2 protein-coding genes are annotated in these 2,622 nt (G+C 33.3%); both read left to right on the top strand.

What is annotated here, in order from left to right; all coding sequences use genetic code 11:
- Window positions 1-550: ABC transporter ATP-binding protein (locus tag AC1DJR_RS25700; protein ID WP_477003830.1), on the top strand; the 550-nt coding region annotated here is incomplete at its 5' end.
- 13 nt (window positions 551-563) lie between these two features.
- Complete coding sequence (locus AC1DJR_RS25695; RefSeq protein WP_477003829.1) at window positions 564-2,447, top strand: ABC transporter permease; 1,884 nt, start codon at window positions 564-566, stop codon at window positions 2,445-2,447.
- Window positions 2,448-2,622 lie beyond the last annotated feature (175 nt).

Raw genomic sequence — 2,622 nt, 5'->3', positions numbered from 1 at the left:
TATTACTTCTATGAAGGGGAATGCATTATCAGATTTTCGTTCTCAAAAACTAGGATTTATTTTTCAAGACTTTAATCTACTAGAAAATTTATCAATTTATGAAAATATCGCTTTACCACTTTCCTTGCAAGGCGTACCGTCAAGTGAGATTACTGGAAAAGTAAATGGGGTTGCGACGAAATTAGGGATCACTGAAATTTTAACAAAATATCCGACTGCTGTTTCTGGTGGACAAAAACAAAGAACAGCGGCAGCACGAGCTTTAGTACATAATCCGGCAATCGTATTAGCAGATGAACCGACAGGAGCACTTGATAGTAAAAATGCAAAAAGTTTATTAGAAGCGATGCAAGATTTACATGAAAATCACAATGTAAGTATTTTGATGGTAACACACGATGCATTTAGTGCGAGCTATTGTGAACGTATTTTATTTATACAGGATGGACTTCTTTATAAAGAGTTAAAACGTCGAGGAACACGAGAAAATTTCTATCAAGATATTTTAGGTGTGCTTGCCCAAATGGGCTCAGCAACTGAGTCGAAGTAAGGGGGGCGAGACTATGTTATTCAAATTATCACGTCATAGTATGAAAAAAATGTTAAAGGATTATATGGTKTTACTTATTGGTCTMGTYATTAGTATTAGTATTTTTTACATGTTYCAAACGATGGCGATGAATARTGAATTTACAAAAGATAATAGTCTCATTAGTAGTATCAGACTTGTCTTCTGGGTCGGTGCAATATTACTTTCTTTCATAACTGTATTTTATATTATATATGCCAATTCTTTTTTACTTACACTAAGAAGAAAAGAACTCGGTATGTACATGATGCTTGGAGCGAAAAAGAAAAAAGTAGCGCAATTATTATTTATTGAGACTTTTGGTATGGGGATTGTCAGTATTATTATCGGTATTTTAGTAGGAATAGTACTTGCTAGTGTAGCAGGAAATTTTTTAATGAATGGAATGGAAATTTCAGCAAAAGGTAATTACGCATCTGTGTACACACCAGCTATATTAGTTACATCTATTTTCTTCTTAATATTATTTTTCATTACTGGTTTAATGAATAGTTTCCGATTATTACGTAAAACAGAATTAGARTTAATACGTGAAGATGAAACGCAAGATGAGGTGAAGAAAAGTAAGACTCGCACTGTTATTATGACAGTACTAGGTGTATTGCTAGTAAGTACAGGATACTATTTTATGGTGAATATAAAAATGTTTGCTGAACTAGGATTTATAATAGCGACAATTGTTACGACAGTAGGAACGTATTTCATTTTTAGCTCGTTGCTCCCACTTTTTGTAATGAAAATTAAGGGAAATAAAAAACGAAATGAAACGGGATTAAATAGTTTTACTTATGCACAGTTACGTTTTCGAGTAACTAGTTTATCGAGAGTACTAGGCACTGTAGCGATGTTAATTGCATTAGGTGCAGGTGCAATGACAGCAGGTATGGCGTTTCAAAAGAATGTAGGCATTATGACAGACTTCTCACGTGTATATGATGTCGTAATTCATGATCCAAATGAACAAGATAAAGCGGCATTAAAAGAAATGGAAATTGTTGAAGAAAGCAAGTATAAGTATAAAGTAGATGGAGAAGCGGTTTATTATTTACGTAACGACTTAACTGAAAAACCACCACTTATTTCAGATCATTTTGATACAAAGACTTTAAAAGAACCTGCTCGTAAACGTGTGGCTACACCTTTAACTGAACCTGTCTATTCTGCTTTGGAAGCTCCTGAAGTAGCGAATAAGCTTCCTCGTATGCCAAAAGATTGGGAGGATGCGGTTGTAAGAGAGATACAAATTACACATAATCAATTTAACGGAAAACCTGTAAGAATTGCAGATGAAGAGCGTTATAAAGGAATTCAAGGAACAGAACATACTGTAACATTAGCAAAAGTAGATGATATGAAAAAATATAAACCATTGTTGCTCGATATAGATAAGAGACAAAAAGAATTAATTGAAAAAACAACAGGCACAAAAGTAGAACTATATACGAAAATGACAATTTATCAGTTCATGAATAGTTTCATGAGTGGAACAATGTTTATGGGATTTTTCCTTGGAATTGCATTTTTAGCAATGATGGCGAGTTCTCTTATGTTCAAAATATTAACAGGAGCTTCCCGTGATGTACGCCGTTATGAAATGCTACGAAAAATTGGTGTGAGACGTAGTATGTTAACAAAAAGTATATATAAAGAGATTTCATATTTATTTATCTTCCCAGCAATTATTGGAATCTCCCACGTTTTAGTAGGGCTTAACTTATTCAGTTTCATATTAGTTGACCCATTTGTAAAAGTGTGGATGCCAATAGGAATCTTCATAGTAATTTATTTCATTTATTATTGGATTACTGTCCAACTTTATAAAGGTATGGTAATGCCGAAAGAAGAAGTTGTGAAATAAAACAGTTTAATGGAAAAGTCCTTGTATGAAAACAAGGGCTTTTTTAATAGTATGTTCTTTATAAAGAAGGGAAAGATTGGATAATCGTCGAAAAATATAATATGACTTCCGAGAAATGACGGAAATCGATATGTTTTGTCGAGAGAAAGGGTATTTCCTTACAAGGTATAGGTAC

Source organism: Bacillus sp. 05T31, from assembly GCF_056396725.1.
Note: the sequence above shows the minus strand (reverse complement) of the source record. Positions and strands in the feature narration are given on the sequence as shown.